The 15,777-nt window shown below is 50.5% G+C and carries 12 protein-coding genes; 4 read left to right on the top strand and 8 right to left on the bottom strand.

Annotation, left to right across the window (positions count from 1 at the left end; all coding sequences use genetic code 11):
* Positions 1–13: 13 nt before the first annotated feature.
* The 3 genes from AC2YIT_RS00730 to AC2YIT_RS00720 all read right to left on the bottom strand — a co-directional run bounded on the left by AC2YIT_RS00730 (position 14) and on the right by AC2YIT_RS00720 (position 5,484).
* A complete protein-coding gene (locus AC2YIT_RS00730; RefSeq protein ID WP_487277938.1) occupies positions 14–3,625 on the bottom strand; it encodes a TonB-dependent receptor in 3,612 nt (1,203 codons plus the stop codon).
* A 164-nt stretch (positions 3,626–3,789) separates the two neighbouring features.
* Positions 3,790–4,824 carry a FecR family protein gene (locus AC2YIT_RS00725; protein ID WP_487277937.1) on the bottom strand — a complete coding sequence of 345 codons (1,035 nt, stop codon included), beginning with the start codon at positions 4,822–4,824 and terminating at the stop codon, positions 3,790–3,792.
* A 72-nt stretch (positions 4,825–4,896) separates the two neighbouring features.
* The gene (locus tag AC2YIT_RS00720; RefSeq protein ID WP_487277936.1) at positions 4,897–5,484 is read right to left on the bottom strand and encodes an RNA polymerase sigma factor; all 588 of its coding nucleotides are present in this window, start codon (positions 5,482–5,484) and stop codon (positions 4,897–4,899) included.
* A 220-nt stretch (positions 5,485–5,704) separates the two neighbouring features.
* Here AC2YIT_RS00720 and AC2YIT_RS00715 point away from each other — a divergent pair, with 220 nt between their 5' ends.
* The 4 genes from AC2YIT_RS00715 (at position 5,705) to AC2YIT_RS00700 (ending at position 10,539) form a co-directional block, all read left to right on the top strand.
* Positions 5,705–6,409, top strand: coding sequence for an NUDIX hydrolase (locus tag AC2YIT_RS00715; RefSeq protein ID WP_430843421.1), 705 nt, complete (start codon positions 5,705–5,707; stop codon positions 6,407–6,409).
* Between the two features lie 264 nt (positions 6,410–6,673).
* On the top strand, positions 6,674–8,338 hold the full coding sequence (locus AC2YIT_RS00710; protein WP_487277935.1) for a ribulokinase: 1,665 nt from the start codon (positions 6,674–6,676) through the stop codon (positions 8,336–8,338).
* Positions 8,338–9,828 (top strand): L-arabinose isomerase, encoded by a 1,491-nt coding sequence (araA, locus tag AC2YIT_RS00705; protein ID WP_487277934.1) that lies wholly within the window; start codon positions 8,338–8,340, stop codon positions 9,826–9,828. Before AC2YIT_RS00710 ends, araA begins: the two co-directional genes overlap by 1 nt.
* Before the next feature lie 6 nt (positions 9,829–9,834).
* Positions 9,835–10,539: an L-ribulose-5-phosphate 4-epimerase gene (locus AC2YIT_RS00700; RefSeq protein ID WP_430843424.1), complete on the top strand. Its 705-nt coding sequence runs from the start codon at positions 9,835–9,837 to the stop codon at positions 10,537–10,539.
* On the opposite strand, the gene AC2YIT_RS00695 is transcribed toward AC2YIT_RS00700, so the two are convergent.
* The 5 genes from AC2YIT_RS00695 to AC2YIT_RS00675 all read right to left on the bottom strand — a co-directional run bounded on the left by AC2YIT_RS00695 (position 10,536) and on the right by AC2YIT_RS00675 (position 15,772).
* The gene (locus AC2YIT_RS00695) at positions 10,536–10,700 is read right to left on the bottom strand and encodes a hypothetical protein (protein ID WP_430843425.1); all 165 of its coding nucleotides are present in this window, start codon (positions 10,698–10,700) and stop codon (positions 10,536–10,538) included. The two genes, AC2YIT_RS00700 and AC2YIT_RS00695, sit on opposite strands and share 4 nt — an antisense overlap.
* Before the next feature lie 724 nt (positions 10,701–11,424).
* Positions 11,425–11,814, bottom strand: coding sequence for a response regulator (locus AC2YIT_RS00690; RefSeq protein WP_430843426.1), 390 nt, complete (start codon positions 11,812–11,814; stop codon positions 11,425–11,427).
* Between the two features lie 6 nt (positions 11,815–11,820).
* Complete coding sequence (locus tag AC2YIT_RS00685) at positions 11,821–12,912, bottom strand: sensor histidine kinase (RefSeq protein ID WP_487277933.1); 1,092 nt, start codon at positions 12,910–12,912, stop codon at positions 11,821–11,823.
* Positions 12,909–15,089 carry a sensor histidine kinase gene (locus AC2YIT_RS00680; RefSeq protein WP_430843428.1) on the bottom strand — a complete coding sequence of 727 codons (2,181 nt, stop codon included), beginning with the start codon at positions 15,087–15,089 and terminating at the stop codon, positions 12,909–12,911. The genes AC2YIT_RS00685 and AC2YIT_RS00680 overlap by 4 nt, the downstream gene beginning before the upstream one ends.
* A complete protein-coding gene (locus tag AC2YIT_RS00675; protein WP_430843429.1) occupies positions 15,080–15,772 on the bottom strand; it encodes a hypothetical protein in 693 nt (230 codons plus the stop codon). Before AC2YIT_RS00675 ends, AC2YIT_RS00680 begins: the two co-directional genes overlap by 10 nt.
* Positions 15,773–15,777 lie beyond the last annotated feature (5 nt).

Below are 15,777 nucleotides of genomic sequence, written 5' to 3'. Positions count from 1 at the left end.
GTATGAATGCCTTTTAGAATGTGAGGTTAAGACCGGCTGAAATGGTTTTCGACAATGGATAAGTACGTCCATTGGTTCCGTCGCCGTCGAACTGCTCGGGGTCGATGTATTTCGAGCGGAGCGGGGTGTAGGTCAGCAGGTTTTCGCCACTGATGTAAATCCGCGCTCTCGGAATGCGCACCAGCTTGCTGATACGCTCCGGTACCGTGTAGCCGATCACCACGTTTTTCAGGCGCAGGTATCCTACATTCTGGATGTAGCGGTCGTTGGTAGCACGGAGGTCGCCACCGTCGTTAAGTGCCGTGTAGCCGCGCAACACCGGGAAATAGGCATTGGGGTTTTCAGGCGTCCAGATATCGTTTCCAAAATCTTTCGGGATAAACGAGTAGTATGGACGTGAATAGGGGCCCCAGAATTTGTCGGCATTGTTACCCGGATACCAGTTTCTGCGGAGAATACCTTGCGCCAATGCCGAAATATCGAAACCATTCCACGAAGCGCCCAGGTTGATACCGTAGCGGAAGCGAACGCGGTTGTTACCAACGATTTTCAAGTCACCCGGGTCGGCGAGCGTGTTGGAGCCGTTGTTGATCTTGCCGTCGCCGTTCAGGTCTACAAAACGCAGGTCACCGGCTTGCAGTTTGGCCCATTCGCCGGGTGCGCTCAGGCGCTGCTTATTGACGAACGACTGGTCGATCTTGAAAGCCTGAGCCTCTTCGTTGCTCTGGAACATTCCGTCGATCGAGTACCCCCACATTTCACCTATCGTCTGGCCAACGTAAGGACTCGAAAGCACTTTGTTCGGGTTGTCGTATTTGGTGATTTTGGATTTGGAATCTGAAACGATGAAAGACACATTGTAGCTGAGCGGCTTACCGGCCAGTTTAAACATATCCGCCCAGGCGATCGAAAGTTCAAAACCTTTGGTTTGCAGGTCTCCCGCGTTCTGGGTCGGAACTGTCGCACCATACACCGAGGGAAGAACCTGGCCCGGAATGAGCATGTCGGTGGTTTTACGGATGTAGCCGTCGAATGAAAGGTTCAGCCGGTTTTTCAGCAATGTCGCGTCGAGCCCGATGTTCGAAGTCGTGGCCGATTCCCAGGTCAATCCCGAAGAGATAGGGGATGGGCTGCTTACATATTGCAGTTTCTGGCCGTTCGTAATCCAGGTCGACTGCGCCGTAGGCATCATCGGAACGTAAGGATAGAAGCTGGCCGAGCTTGGGTTGTCGTTAAACTTCGGCGGCAGCTGGTTACCCAGAGTACCGTATGAAGCACGGATTTTCAGGTTATTCACGACATTACGCGCCGTTTCGAAGAAGTTTTCCTCGCTCAAACGCCAGCCGGCCGACACCGACGGGAAGAACCCGTAACGCTTGCCTTCACCAAACCGGGAAGTACCGTCGTAACGGCCATTCACTTCAAGCAGGTATTTACCCTGGTAGTCGTAATTAGCCCGGAAGAATGCTCCGAACAGTTCATACTGGTAAGCGCCGCCGCCCGAAAGCTGCTCGCCCGTTCCGAGGTTCAGGTCGTTGAGGCTTTCCGAGAGCAGGTTCTTGCGTGAGCCGGCCAACACCTGGTGTTTCCGCGACTCGTAGTTGATACCGGCCGTGGCGCTGAAAAAGTGCTTCCCTAAGGTGTGGTTGAAGGATGAGAACACATTGACCACGTTCTGCGGATCGAACCACATGGTTTTCTTGAACTGGTCGGTGTTGTAATTAGGAACCGTCGTCAGAATGCCGGGCTGGATTGAATACGTCGCTACGGCTGAACGGTACCAGTCGTCGGCGATGTAGAACGAGTAGGAGTGGTTTGCGGTGACGTTCCAGTTTTTAGCCAAATCTATCTGAACCGTGTTAATGGTCGTAAGCTCATGCACTTTCTGCTCTCCGCCTGCCACGCCTTTCAAAAGGTTGGCAAACAAACCGTCACCGATGGAGTAGTTGTTTTTTAGCGTATTATAGGTAGGCGTGCCGTCCGGGTTGCGCGGCGCGTAAATAGGCAATGCATGCACGGTGATCGCTACAAAGTTCGCATTGGCACCGCCTTCCAGGCCCGGGTATTTGTATTTCGAGTCAAAATACTGGGTATTGTTGCTCACTTTCAGCCAGGGTGTGAGTTGGGCATTGATCTTGCTGCGCAATGTGTAGGAAGTGAATTTATCCGTGTTGATGCGCATAATACCGTCTTTTTCAAATACGGAACCTGAGAGGAAGTAGTTGATTTTATCGGTACCGCCCGAGAGGTTCAGGTTATGCTGGCGCGACGGCTGGCTCATGTTGAAGATCGTATTCCACCAGTCGTAGTTACCGTAGTAGTTGTAAATGTCTTTTCCGTTCACATTCTTCACTACCACCCAGGGACGTGCCGGATTTTCCGTTTTGTCGTAACGACGCGCTTCGATTTCCTTGTAATCTTCCTCCGAATAGCGGGTATAGCTGTTGCCGGTCGCCCGGATGAATGCTTCGTCATTAATCTTCACATAGTCATAACCGTTGGTCATGAAATCAGTGTTGATGGTCGGTTTCGACCATCCGAAGTTGTTGCTGTAAGAAACGGTAGTCTTGCCGTTTTTCGCGGTTTTGGTGGTAACCAAAATCACCCCGAAAGCACCGCGTGCACCGTAAATGGCGGAGGCTGCGGCGTCTTTCAACACGGATACCGACTCCACGTCGCCAGGGTTGATGCGGTTGATATCGCCCGGAATACCATCGATGAGCACGAGCGGCGACCCGCCGTTCACGGAAGTTTCCCCGCGCACGTTCAGCGCCCCTCCCTTACCCGGCTGCCCGGTGCTGAATGTGATGTTGAGGTTGGGTACCATGCCTTGCAGGATCTGCGACATGTTGTTCAAAGGCCGGTTTTCGAGGTCTTTGGATTGGACCTGGGACACCGCACCGGTCAGGTTGACCCGTTTCTGCGTGCCATAACCCACCACCACGAGTTCCGATAATGCTTTGTTATCTGCCTGCAAAGTCACATTGATTTCGGTGCGGTTACCAACGACGATTTCCTGCGAAACATAACCCACAAAGCTGAAAACCAATGCCGATTCCACGTTCGGCACAGTGATTTCAAACTTTCCGTTGCCGTCGGTCGTGGTGCCTTGTGAGGTACCCTTCACGACGATGCTTACACCCGGTAGCGTACCCTGCCCGTCGGACGAGCTCACGGTTCCGCGCACCTGGATTTCAGTCGGCAGTACATATTGAAGCAGTTTCTCTTCCAAGTCGGGGATCACCGATTCCTGCCGGCTCACGCGCGTCTTGGCAAGCACGATCTGGTTGTTGATCACCTTGTAGTTGATTCCGCGAGGCGCAAGCAACTGGTCCAGTATCCGGGAAAGTTTCTGGTTCTTTACCTCGATGGTTACGTTTTCCTTGACGGAGACCCGGCTGCTGTACACAAAGCGGGTATTGGCACGGGCCTGTATCTCGTTCAGGGCCTGTTTGAGCGAAACATTGCGGAGTGTGAGCGTCATATCCTTGCTCAGCACAGACTGGGCCGCAGTTTCCTTCGCATAGCTGCCGGCTGCGAGCGAGACGGCAAAAATCCATTGAAGCAGTCCAATGCGCATAATTTTTCGCCAGTCGACCGGCTTGTTACGTACTGTTTTTTGCATAATTTTGATTGTCTGATGGTTAGGCACTATTGGATAAAACATCCTTTTGAAACGGTGGTACGAAGAAAAAGGATGGCATTTCGGGCCGGGTAGTGGTGGTACACTTCTGGCCCTTTTTACGGTGGTACGGATGGGTTCATAAGATCATGGGTAGCTATTAAGGATTATTCACATGGTTCTCCGTTGATGGTGATGTTATTGTTTGATATAGTGTAAGTTACCTCAAGTGAAGTGCAAAGGATTTCGAGGATGTTGGAGAAAGGCTGTGACTCGAAATTGGCTGTCAGGCCGCATCGGGCCAGCCCGGGGTTCGCGAGGGAGATCGACACATTGAAGCGTTTTTCAAGCTGTTCGATTACCTTGTCCAATGGCGTTTCCTCAAAGACAATGGTCACAGGCTCGTAAATTTCCTTTTTCGCCTGAGCGGGCAGTGTTTTGGAAATAAGCCGTTTGGAATCCAGTTCGAACAATGCCTGCTGCTGTGGTTTGAGAATCACCTCCTGCTTGTCGAACGATTCACCCTGCGCGGTCACCTGCACACTGCCCGTCACGACATCTACCTGGAATTTTTTCTGGTTTTTGACCGCCTTCACGTTAAAGCTCGTCCCGAGCACGCGAATGACCATGTCGCCGCTTTTGATATTGAATGGGCGTGTTTTGTCTTTTTTCACGTCAAAAAAGCCTTCCCCCGAAAATTCCACGAACCGCTTGTCGTTGGCAAAACCCGTACGGTATTCGATTACGGCGTTTGGGTGCATTGTCACCATGCTACCGTCGGGGAGCTCGTGCCGGACGATCTGCATACCGGTGTTTTCAAATATGGTTACAGGGAGCTGAATGTTCTTGGTGTCACTTTTTACAATAATGTCAGGTCGCTGGCCAGTTCGCAGGTTTACGGCCAGGTAGACGCCCAGCACAATGGCAACGGACGCTGCGATGCCTGTCACGAGACGCCATGGAAGTGCCCGCCACAAGGAAGTTTGTACAGGCTCTCCTTCTCCGAGATTTAATTCGCGCCGGATATTCCCGAATGCCTCGTTCCGTATTTCATCCTGCTCCGCATCGGGCAAATGGTCGAGATAGCGCGGCTCGCCTTGCAGCGATGCATACCAGGCTTCGACGATTTCTTTCTCTGCCTCGGTGCATGCACCGGACAGGTATTTTTCGAGTAATGCGGGCGGAATACCGTTTGGCTTCATGAGATCGGGGATGTTGTCAACCCAGAAGTCGCGCGCCGGAAGGGGAACCCTTAGTAGTTTTTGAAAATTTTTTTAAAAAGAAGCAAAAAGGATCAGCGCACAAAGCATATGCTCTTTTAAATGCTCTTTAAGGATGCGTAATGCTTTGGTAATGTGCTGTTCTACTGTCTTTTCGGAGATGTTGAGTTGTTCGCCGATCTGTTTATTGGAAAAACCCTGGCGGCTCAGCGTGAATACTTCGTGGCATTTCGGGGAAAGCAAATGCAGGCCTTTCTCATAGCGGTTTTGCAGATCGGAGGCGAGGGTAGGCTGGTCGGCGAAGTCAGATACATCGCTGTGGTGAATTTCCCACTGGCCGTAATGATGCTGGCGGGTGTATTCTTTCCGGTAGAAAGATATGATCAGCCGTTTGGCCATTGTAAACAGGAACGACCGACCACATTGCACCTGGTGTTGGCGGCGCTGTTGCCACAGGCTCACAAAGAGCTCCTGGACGATTTCCTGCGCCGTGAACCGGTCATTGACCTTGGAGTAAGCGTAATTGAACAGAGTTTTGAAGTAACGGTCGTAAAGTTCCGCGAAAGCCAGCTCATCGTCCTGCTCACTGATCAGCGCAAGGATATTTTCATCGGAACAGGTAGCGTAAAAGTTGTTCATCATGAAGATAGCCTTTTAATAATCTGATTATTTTCGCTGAGAAGCGGTACAAAATTCGTACTTAAATTTGTGACTAACTCTTTAAACAGATTAAGTATTCTCGTACTTTTTTTTACTTTCTTAACATAAACTTAACATTTTCCGGGATTCGCCGTGAAAATATTTTGTAACTAGTAGTTGAGTTAGTGCCTTGAATGACAATACTTCTACGATAACGTATTAGATGAATAACTATCCCCAGGCCTCCCGCATTCTCGTGGCCATTGACTGTATCATTTTCGGATTTGACGGAAAGGATATCAAACTGCTGTTGATCAAAAGGAATTTCGAGCCCGAAAAAGGGAAATGGTCGCTGATGGGGGGCTTTTTGAATGCGGATGAAGACCTTGCCGACGGGGCGGTCCGTATTCTGCATAATTTGACGGGCCTCAAAGATATTTATGTCGAGCAGCTTGAGACTTTCGGGAAAGCGGATCGCGACCCGGGCGAGCGCACGGTTTCCGTCGTATTTTTTGCATTGATCAAAATCGACGACCACGATTCGGAGGCTGTCAAAAGCCACAATGCCTCCTGGATCACCCTCGACGCCCGTCCGAAGCTGATATTCGACCACGAACAAATGGTCACCCGTGCCATCGAGCATCTTAAATACAATGCAGCCCTGCACCCGATCGGCTTCGAGCTGCTACCCGAGCGCTTCACGATTCCCCAACTCCAAAAGCTCTACGAAGCCATTTACAACATTCCCATAGACCGCCGGAATTTCAGCCGGAAATTGCTTTCTACCGGTCTGCTCATCGATACCGGGCAGAAGAACAACAATAGTGCTACGAAAAAAGCCACCCTTTACAAGCTGGACGCTGAGCGGTACAAGACGAAATTCCACTCGTTCTGGAATTTTATGCCGGATTCGATGAAGAGTAATTAAGCGCGCTTGCGCAAATCTCTTGATTTGTACCCACTATTCGCAGGCCTCCGGCCGGTCGATACGGTAACTTCGTTCTTGCGGTATTGACCGGCCGGAGGCCTGCGAATGGTAGGCACGAAGGCAGACCTTTGCGCCTGCTCGCTCCGCTCGCTTAAAATTTAGATTGTGTCAATGTTACACTAAAAACAAATTTATTTATATTTGTTAGGTGATTAGTTAAATAAATGCGTCAAATTGGTCTGAGAACATCCTAAACCGACATTTATGAAGGAGAATTACGTCATTGGTATCGATTTCGGTACCGACTCTGTGAGGGCATTGGTAGTGAATGCGGACACAGGTGAGCAGGCTGGAACCGCCGTACAGGAATATCCCCGGTGGAAGCAAGGCAAATATTGCGATGCGGGCGTTTCACAGTTCCGGCAACATCCGCTCGATTATCTCGAGAGTCTGGAAAACGCCGTCCGCAGCGCACTGGACCAGGCTCCGCCGTCCGTAAGGCAAAATGTGCGGGGTATTTCGGTGGATACAACAGGATCCACGCCCGTGGCCGTAGACCGAAATGGTACGCCGCTGGCATTGCTTCCTGAATTTGCCGAGAATCCCAACGGTATGTTTATTCTCTGGAAAGACCATACCGCTAACGCGGAGGCCGAGGAGATTAACCGGCTGGCGCATAGTTATGATATTGATTTTACCAAATATGTAGGCGGAATCTATTCGTCGGAATGGTTTTGGGCCAAGATCCTGCGCACACTGCGCGTGGACGAGGCCGTACGCGAGCATGCATTCTCGTGGGTAGAGCATTGCGACTGGATTTCGGCAGAGCTGACCGGCGTTACCGACCCACTTCAATTGAAACGTTCACGTTGTGCCGCGGGCCACAAAGCGCTTTGGCACCAGGATTTTGAGGGCCTTCCATCCAATACATTCTTCCGCGAGCTCGATCCTTTGCTCGACGGACTCCGCGATCGCCTCTTCGCTGATACGGCAACCTCTGACGAGCCAATGGGTACTATTTCCAAAGAATGGGCCGCGAAACTGGGCATTCCCGCAGACGTGGTAATAGGCGTGGGCGCATTCGACGCGCATATGGGCGCAGTAGGTGCGCTCATCGAGCCTTATTCCTTATGTAAAGTAATTGGTACTTCCACCTGCGATATGCTGGTGGCTCCGAATGAGGAAGTGGGACATCTGCTGATCAAAGGCATTTGCGGGCAGGTCGACGGCTCCATTGTGCCCGGTATGCTGGGTATGGAGGCCGGGCAATCGGCTTTCGGGGATATTTACGCATGGTTTTCCAAACTCATTGTTGAGCCTGTGCGGACTTTATTGGGCGAAGAAGAGGCATCACGGCTTTCCGGACAACTCATCCCGTACCTGGCGGAACAGGCGGCTAAACTTCCGGTTACTGAAAAGGACATTATCGCCATCGACTGGCTGAATGGCCGACGTACGCCCGACGCGAAGCATACCTTGAAGGGCGCTTTACTTGGCCTGAACCTCGCGAGCGACAGCGCCCGGATATTCAAGGCCTTGGTAGAGGCCACCGCTTATGGTTCGAAGGCCATCGTGGAGCGCTTCCGGAGTGAAGGTGTGCCGATCCATCAGGTGATCGCGATTGGCGGAGTAGCGAAAAAATCGGCATTTGTCATGCAAACGCTGGCCGATGTACTCAATATGCCTATTAAAGTAGCGGCGTCCGATCAGGCTTGCGCACTAGGGGCGGCGATGTTCGCGTCGGTGGCGGCCGGAGTGCACGCTACCTTGCAGGAGGCGCAGGAAGCAATGAGCTCGGGCTTCGATGCCGTGTACCAGCCGCGTGAGGCGCAATCGACAGTGTATCAGCAGCTTTATCAGAAGTACCTGGACGCCGGCGCTTATATTGAGAACGAATTTTTACAAAAAGGATATTTACAATTCACCTGATGCTTGATTTAAAACAGTTTGAAGTCTGGTTTATCACCGGAAGTCAGCATTTGTACGGCGAGGAAACGCTCCGCCAGGTCGATGAACATTCGCAGGTCATCGCCCGTTACCTCGACGAAGCCCCGCAGGTACCTGTGCGGGTGATTTTCAAACCGGTCGTTAAATCACCGGATGAAATCTACCACATCATCCAGGAAGCCAACAGTGCCCCGAATTGCATCGGTATCGTAGCCTGGATGCACACTTTCTCTCCTGCAAAAATGTGGATTCGTGGCTTGCAGATCCTGCAAAAGCCGCTATTGCATTTGCATACCCAATACAACCGCGATATCCCCTGGGCCGAGATCGACATGGATTTCATGAACCTGAACCAGTCGGCACACGGCGATCGCGAATTTGGGTTTATGATGACGCGCATGCGACTGAACCGGAAGGTGATCGTCGGGCATTGGCAGCAGGATCATGTGGTGGAAGGCCTCGGGCGATGGGCGAGGGTAGCCGCCGGCCGTCACGACCTGAAAGGGGCGAAATTTGTTCGTTTCGGCGATAATATGCGGGAAGTAGCCGTTACCGATGGTGATAAGGTGGCTGCCGAGATGACTTTCGGTTTCTCTGTAAATACGTATGCAGTTGGCGATTTGGTAGCGGTAATTAACCAGGTTTCCGATGCCGAAATCTCCGCATTGATTGAAGAGTATATCGACGTGTATCAACTCGCTTCGGGCCTGGAGAACGGCGGCCAGCGCCACCAGGGTTTGCGAGACGCGGCGAAGATCGAGCTGGGTTTGAAATACTTTCTCAGAGACGGCAATTTCAAAGGCTATACCAATACATTCGAAGACCTGCATGGCATGAAACAGCTGCCGGGCATCGGCTCACAGCGCATGATGGCGGCGGGTTACGGTTATGCCGGCGAAGGCGACTGGAAAACGTCGGCGATGGTGCGCGCCTTGAAAGTAATGGCCAGTGGCCTGCCGGGCGGCAACTCATTTATGGAGGATTATACTTATCATTTTAATCCATCGAATAACCTGGTGCTGGGATCGCACATGCTGGAAATCTGCCCAAGCATTGCCAAAGGCAAGCCTTCCGTGGAAGTACATGCGCTGGGGATAGGAGGTAAGGAGGACCCTGTGCGGCTCGTATTCAATGCGACGGCCGGGCCCGCGTTGAACGTTTCGCTCGTGGACATGGGCAATCGTTTCCGCTTATTAGTGAACGAAGTGGAAGCCGTAGAAGCAACCGAACAATTGCCGAAGCTGCCGGTGGCACGCGTGCTCTGGAAACCTCAGCCGGATATGCAGACTGGCTGCGCAGCCTGGATTTACGCCGGCGGCGCGCACCATACGGCATTCAGCCAGAATCTTACCACGGAATATATTGAAACCTTTGCCGAAATGGTAGGTGTGGAACTGGTGGTGATCGATAAAAATACCACGTTGCGCCAGTTGAAAAACGAGTTGCGTTGGAGTGAAGCCTATTACAGATAATCCGAAATGTCGAAATATCAATACCTCAAAGAGCAGGTTTACGAGGCCAATATGGAGATCCCGCGGGAGGAACTGGCGATCGTGACCTTTGGTAACGTCAGTGGTATCGACCGGGCGGCAGGCGTGGTGGCGATCAAGCCCAGCGGCGTGCCGTACCACCGGTTGAAAGTCGAAGACATTGTGATCGTAGATCTGGACAATGCATTGGTAGAAGGAAATATGCGACCGTCTTCCGATACCAAGACGCACACGTTGCTTTATAAAAGTTTCCCGTCGATCGGGGGCGTGTGTCATACGCATTCCACGTACGCAGTGGCGTGGGCACAGGCGATCCGGCCTATCCCGAACCTCGGCACTACCCATGCCGATCACCTGACAGTATCGATCCCGGTGACGGAGGTAATGTCCGATGAAATGATCCAGCGCGATTACGAGCTCGAAACGGGCAACCAGATACTCGATCTGTTTGCGCGGGAAAGACTAAGCTATGAAGAAGTGGAAATGGTGCTGGTGGCCTGCCACGGGCCATTTACCTGGGGAAAAGACCCGGCCAAGGCCATCTACAATTCAATTGTACTGGAAGAGATTGCGAAAATGGCCTATCTGACGTTGCAGATCAATCCGTCGGCTGCGGCGATCAAGCAGAGCCTGTGCGACAAGCATTATTTCAGAAAGCACGGCAAGGATGCCTATTACGGCCAGGGCTGCTAGTTCTTTTTAGTAGAGCCACTGCTTCCCGACCGGCGACTGGCGATGTTGCGCATTTGCTGCAATGCTTCCTGGCGTGTCATCGCTTTTTCGTTGGACTTGGCTTCTTCGATGGCGTCTTTGGAAAAACGGCCTTTCAGCAGTTTGAAAATCGTGAAAATCATATTCTTTAGGTAACTAAGGGCGGATAACCCATCATATACCCAAACTTAGCAAAGAACGCGCTATAAAAAAAGAGCTGCCGGTGTTCCCATTCACCGGCAGCATCAGTCATAAAACGTTGAGTATAATGAGTGCTTGCTTGCAATTCAGGACAGGGCCTCTTTGCGTAATTTTTTTCCGGGGTGAAATTCGTCTTGGATCCAGCGTACAAAATTGTGGGAGTTAGTTTTGTAAATCTCCATGGATAGAGGCTTGATGCCACTGAACTCAACCTCTTTAACGTACTGTGCGTGCAATTTCAAAATCTCGGCCAGGGTTTTGCTATCAGTTTTCATTAAACATTGTGTTAAAGTTTGCACTGGTTGTCAGATAGTATGCAATAAGAACGTACCCAACCCTTCGTAAGATCTTTTATTATTTGAAAAATTATATTCTTGATTTGAAACCTTATAGTATCGTTTAGGGAACAGCACTCTTACCACGCATTGTTTCGGACAATGGTCGCGCTGATTGTTACATTATAGGACAATTTGTGGAGGTGCGTTTGATTTTGATTGTTGGCTTATTGGCTTGACAATCAACGTATAGGGGCTCCATCTGACGTCTTACCCTCCGAAAATGCGACGGAGGGCCATTTAACGCTGGACGTACCCTTAACCGTGGAAGGAAATGCTAGCGAGCTCGTCCACTTAATTTAATATCCTAAAAAAATTATACTACAAAGATTTAGATAGCAAGCTTCTTTTTAAGGAAAGGAATCTCCAATGGTTTTGGCAGCAGGTCAATAATGTGCTGGCTGGCTTTGGCTTTTTCGATATCCCGTGTATCGATAGTCGAGGAGAGCATAAAAATCCTGACTTTTTCCCGAAGCGCTTCCGGCAGCCGATCGAATTCATCGATGAACTCGAAGCCATTCATGTCGGGCATCTGGAGATCGAGCAGAATGATCGTGTCCGGCAGGCTTTCGGCCTGGGCAATGAGGTGTTTGAGGGCGTCGCGCGCCGAGTTGAAGGTTTTGACTGAATTTGTAATCCCGCTTTTGATCAATAACTTTTCGTAGATGAACAGGTCAAATGCGCTGTCATCTATCAAAAAGAAGTTAAGCAGTGGCTCCATGTCGGGTTATTTGTTAATAGAAGGAATATTGATTTCAAAAATACTACCCTGTCCGATTTTTGAAGTTACGCTGATTTCCCCTCCCAGTTTAGAGATCGCCTCGTGTACGATGTAAAGCCCTATTCCTGAGCCACTGTTGGTAGCCCCCGCGCGGTAAAACATTTTGAAAATTTTATCCTGATCCGACTCTTTGATGCCGGTCCCGTTGTCTTCGACGATGATTCGTGCGTCGGAATCGGTGGATTTTACGGTCAGGTGAACAAACGGATTGGGTTTGTTCTTATCCTGGAATTTGATCGCGTTGTTGATAAGATTATTGAAAATGATCCGAAGTTTCATCACATCCGAATGGAATACCCCGTCCTGCTGAATATCGGTTGTCATTTTCAGATTGCCATATTCGGGCAGGTACTGAATTGTGGCCTGCACTTCGGTAACCAGCTCTTCGAAGCTGATGTCCGTTACGACGGGAACGCCGCGTGCATTCTTGTAATAATCGATGATGTTGATAATGAAAGTATCCAGCTTCTTCACCGACTGCCGGATCAGTTCCAGGTATTCATTCTGGGATTTGACGTCTTCTTCCAGCAATGCGAGGTTCACAATGCCGAGCACCGACATCAGCGGCGCGCGCAGGTCGTGCGAGGCGCTGTACACAAACTTGTCGAGTTCCTCGTTGGCCTTTTGCAGTTCGATGTTCCGCTGTTTGAGGTCCTCGCGGGTTTTATAAATATCGTATGCATTGGAAATCGCATTTTCAACATACTTGTAGTCCCAGGGTTTGTCTATAAACCGGAACACTTCCCCTTTGTTGATCGCGTCGATTGCCGCCCCGATATCAGTATGCCCGGTGATGAGGATACGTATTGGTTTCGGGAATTTGGTCCTGATTTTTTCGAAAAATTGAACACCCGTCAGCCCCGGCATCCGCTGGTCTGCCAAAATAATGCAGAAGTCCTTTTCGTCCAGCATTTGCTCCGCTTCCACTACCGAAGAGGTAATCGTGATATCGTACTGCTTGCGGAACGAAGCCTTGAACGAATGCAGGTTGTGCTCCTCGTCGTCAATGTACAGAATGGTGATAGCTTTTTCGCTCATTGAAAATCAGGGATTGGGCGTGCTTTTCTTTTTACTGGCAGTGTGATCAAAAATTCTGTTCCTTCTCCGACCTCGGTATTTACTTGAATGTTACCGCTGTGAACTTCGATAATTTTAAAGACAATTGAAAGTCCCAAACCGGTCCCGTCGCCCACCTGCTTGGTGGTAAAAAACGGTTCAAAAATCTTGGCACGGACCTCCGGCGTCATGCCCGGGCCATTGTCACGCATCGATATCGCCACCGTCTCGGGGTCTTTCAGCCATGATTTTACCCAAATGGTCGGGGTTTTGCCTTCTTGCTTTTCTTTTTGCAATGCGTAGATCGAGTTGGTCAGGATATTCATAAATACCTGGTTGAGTTTACCCGCGTAGCACTCTATGCTCGGGATATTGCCCAGTTCCTTCACCAGCGTGATCGAATTCCCCATCTGGTAGTTGAGGATAATGAGTGTGGACTCGATTCCCTCATTGATATTCACCAGGTTCAGATCGGTTTCATCCACGCGGGAGAATATCTTCAAACCTTTCACGATTTCGACGGTACGGTGGGCGCCGTCCTCCATGCCTTTCAGCAATGTGCCGAGCTCGGTCTTGAGGTAGTCCAGATCGAGATCTTCTTTGAGGCGTTCGATCTCCTTTATTTTTCCCTGAAGTCCTTCTATGGAATCGATCTCCCTGATGCCGTCGTAGGAGTCGAGGATTTCCAGGACATCGTCGATATCCCTCCGCAGCGGACGGATGTTGGAGCTGACGAAATTGATCGGGTTGTTGATCTCGTGTGCGATGCCCGCGGTGAGCTGGCCGAGCGATGCCATTTTTTCCGAGTCGATCAGTTGGGTTTGTGCGTCTTTCAACTTGGTGAGGGCCAGGTTGAGCTCGGTATTGGCAAACTGCAACTCGGCAGTGCGCTCGTTGACGCTCTTTTCGAGGAAGGCATTCTGTTCGAGGATGATTTTCTCGTTTTCCATCGAAATCCGCAGTGCCTGCGCCTGGGATATTTCTTTCTCTTTTTTGAAAATGTTGATCTTATCCGCCAATGCGAACGACAGCAATATCACCTCGATGGCCGTACCTGCCTGCATTGTGTAGTTCGTGAAGCTGTTGTAAGGCAGGATGTTGAGGTTTCGCAGCGAGTAGAGTACGATCCCCACCAGGAATATCGACCAGGCAACCAGGAAGAACTTCGCCGGGCGGTAGCCTTCCAGGGACAACATCAGCGCCACCACAAGCGCGAAAAGCGCAGCCGAAGGCGCAAGCAGATCGATGATACGATAGCTGACCATGTTTAATCCCAGGAGGTTGAACACCACCGCTATGCCGTAGGTAACGATGATCGCGATAATGATCCGGTAATTGATGGCAGATCGCTCGCGGATGTGCAGGAAGTTCTGGAAAAAAAGCAATGCAAAGCTTCCCGCCAGCGCCGGGAACAGGATGATCGAATATTCATTAAAGGCCGGTGTTTCAGGCCAGAGAAATTTGAATGTATAGCCCGTGATGGTCGTTTGTGTGAGCCCAATGAACAGGATATACAGCACGTAATATAAATAGCTCTTTTCGCGGATCGAGAAGTACACAAAGAAGTTGTAGAGCATCATCACGAAAAGTACTCCGATATGTATACCGGATATGATTTCGTTGGTTAATGCAAACTGGAAAAAGCCCATCTCGCTACGGACGATGAGCGGGACCACAATCTGCTCGCTTCCGTGGATTCGCAGGTAGTAGGTTTGGGCAGTCTGCCTGGGAATATCGAGTTTGAATACAATATTCTGGTGTTTGACATGCCGTTTGTCGAAAGCGTCGTTCCAGGAAATGGTTTCCTCCTTGGTTTTACCACGCTCCGCTGAGTACAATGTTACCGATTCAATTCGGGGATATGCGAGTTCAAGAAACAGATTGTCCTCGGCACTATTGTTCTTGATATTAACGCGCACCCAGAAAGTGGAAGCACTGACGCCGAAGTTGGGTGTATCCTCGAAGCTGGGCGTAAATTTTCCATGGGCTTTTACTTCGTCTATCGTCAATGACGCGGAAGTGTCTTCCAGTATTTCTACCTGCCTTCCGATCGTCACGTCGTTGCCCTTGAACACGACTTCGCCTGCACGAGCGTGGGTAAGCAAGCTCATCAGTAGCAGAAGGGTTCCAATAATCCTGCGGTAGAACTTTACATCCATTTATTAATATCGTAAACTATGGTTAGGTCCCCGCGCCGACCGGTTTCAACAACGGTTTGAGTGGGGTTTGCTCTCAGGCTGAATATTTTTTCACGTTCCTCATCGGTGGCAAAAGGCAGGTTGATCAGATCTCTGGCGATCAGCGATGTGGCGATCAATCCTTCTTTGGGATAATAAAATGTCCCGTTGTTGCCCAGGTCGGTTAATACCTCGAACCCGATCCGCTGGCTGATAACCAAGGTGATAGGTGAGCAAAGGCCCATCAGGCAATGAATCCCGACTTTCGATGCAATCGCCATAGCCGTTCTTCCCAGGTATACGCTACCAATGCCATAACCGGCTACCTCCTTCGAATTGAAAAGCCCGCAAAACTCGGCCACGTTATAGTCGCCGATCTTGTCGACGTAACTGTAAATGCTCTTGTCGATCTTTGCAATTGCATCCTCCATCGGCATTTTGAGGTTTGCCGAGCGGACCTGCACCCGGGTACCACCATAAATGTCCTTGCCGTCCTCCGACTGCACGATGATCACGTAAGTATTCGGGTCTTCCAACCAGGTGTGATTGGCCGATGTCACCTGCTTCACGCCGTATGCTTCGAGTACCCTGCGGTGTCCGTCGACATATCTCAGGCTCGTTTCCACATCATCCGGTGCACGGTATGCTTTAATATGTGCTACCATGTACT

The organism is Dyadobacter sp. SRI_021, assembly GCF_057586235.1.
Note: the sequence above shows the minus strand (reverse complement) of the source record. Positions and strands in the feature narration are given on the sequence as shown.